Annotated in this window: 2 protein-coding genes and 1 pseudogene; 2 read left to right on the top strand and 1 reads right to left on the bottom strand. The window is 68.2% G+C overall.

Translation table 11 applies throughout. The annotated features are described in order from the left end of the window. Positions 1-336, bottom strand: a pseudogene (locus tag AOK24_RS44160) (AbfB domain-containing protein); the annotation flags it as partial. Between the two features lie 216 nt (positions 337-552). Here AOK24_RS44160 and AOK24_RS44155 point away from each other — a divergent pair. After that, positions 553-873 (top strand): DMT family transporter, encoded by a 321-nt coding sequence (locus AOK24_RS44155; protein WP_055725436.1) that lies wholly within the window; start codon positions 553-555, stop codon positions 871-873. Continuing rightward, a partial coding sequence (locus AOK24_RS44150; protein ID WP_055725435.1) for a TetR/AcrR family transcriptional regulator occupies positions 873-1366 on the top strand: 494 nt, incomplete at its 3' end. The genes AOK24_RS44155 and AOK24_RS44150, both read left to right, overlap by 1 nt.

The raw sequence follows: 1366 nt of genomic DNA, 5'->3' as shown, positions 1-1366 counted from the left end.
GGCGGACGGGGAGGGGGAGCCCGACGGCGTGGGCTCCGCCTTGTCCGTGCCCTTGCCGCCGGAGGCCGAGATGCTCGGCGTCGGGGTCGGGGTGGCGAACGAGATCAGGCCGGGGCCGGTCTCCTTGGCCGACTTCGTGTCGGCCTGCTTCGCCTCGTCGGATTTGCGCGACTCCTGGTCCATGACGGTGATCGCCGTGACGCAGGCCGTCACCGTGGCCAGCGCGAGGGCGCCGGCCAGCCAGAGACGTCGGGTGCCGGGGGCCCGCGAGGTGTCCGGGGCCCAGCCGTTCTCCCACGAATTCTCTTGAGAGGGCCGGGACTTCTTGAATGGCATGCGCTGATCCTCCAGCGGCGCCCATGAGCGGGGCCGCGAATGCGGGGGCCCGGTGTGTGAACGGTGAAACACTAGTGGACCGTGTGACCGGGGAGTACTGGTTTGGACGATCGCGTTCGATAACGCTTTCTCAACTGCCGTTCACAGGACGGGATCACCGGGCGTCGCGAGTGTGTATGTGTACGGATGTACACATCGATGTGTACGCTCGTACGCATGGGATATCTGATGCTCGCCGGCGCGATCCTCGCCGAGGTCGTCGCCACCAGCGCGATGAAGTACAGCGACGGGTTCAGCAAGTTGTGGCCCTCCCTGCTGACCGGGCTCGGGTACGTCGTCTCCTTCGCGCTGCTCGCGCAGGCGCTGCGGAGCGTGTCCATCGGGACGGCGTACGCGATCTGGGCGGGCGTCGGTACGGCGACCATCGCGGTGATCGGCGTCGTGCTGTTCGGGGACGGGGTGGGGGTCGCGAAGATCGCCGGGATTCTGTTGATCGTGGCGGGAGTTGTGGTGCTGAACCTCGGCGGGGCGCACTGATGGGGCGGCGGTACGACCCCGATCGGCGGCAGCGGATCATTGACGCGGCGCTGCGGGTCGTGCGGGCCAAGGGGCTGGACGGGCTGAGTCATCGGAGCGTTGCCGCGGAGGCGGATGTGCCGCTCGGCTCCACGACGTACCACTTCGCCACGCTGGACGAGCTGATGGTCGCCGCGCTTCGGCAGGCCAACGAGCGGTTCGGTGAAATGCTCGCCGGCGAGGTCGAGTTGTGGGAGTCCGGGAGTGATCTCGCGGGTGGGCTCGCTCGGTTGCTGGGGGAGTGGCTGCGAGGGGATCTGGGGCGGGTGGAGTTGGAGTACGAGCTGTATCTCGCGGCTTTGCGGCGGCCCGCGTTGAAGGTGGTGGCGGGTGAATGGGCGGAGACCGCCGGGGAGTTGCTGGCGCGCAGGACCGATGAGGTGACGGCTCGGGGGGTGGTGGCGTTGATGGACGGGATCTGTTTGCAGGTGTTGCTGACGGGGGTGGAGTACGA

Source organism: Streptomyces niveiscabiei, from assembly GCF_001419795.1.
Lineage (GTDB): Bacteria > Actinomycetota > Actinomycetes > Streptomycetales > Streptomycetaceae > Streptomyces > Streptomyces niveiscabiei.
Note: the sequence above shows the minus strand (reverse complement) of the source record. Positions and strands in the feature narration are given on the sequence as shown.

Excerpts from the sequence above, each read along its gene's own strand:
- AOK24_RS44155 (WP_055725436.1), top strand. The coding sequence starts at position 553 with ATGGGATATCTGATGCTCGCCGGCGCGATCCTCGCCGAGGTCGTCGCC.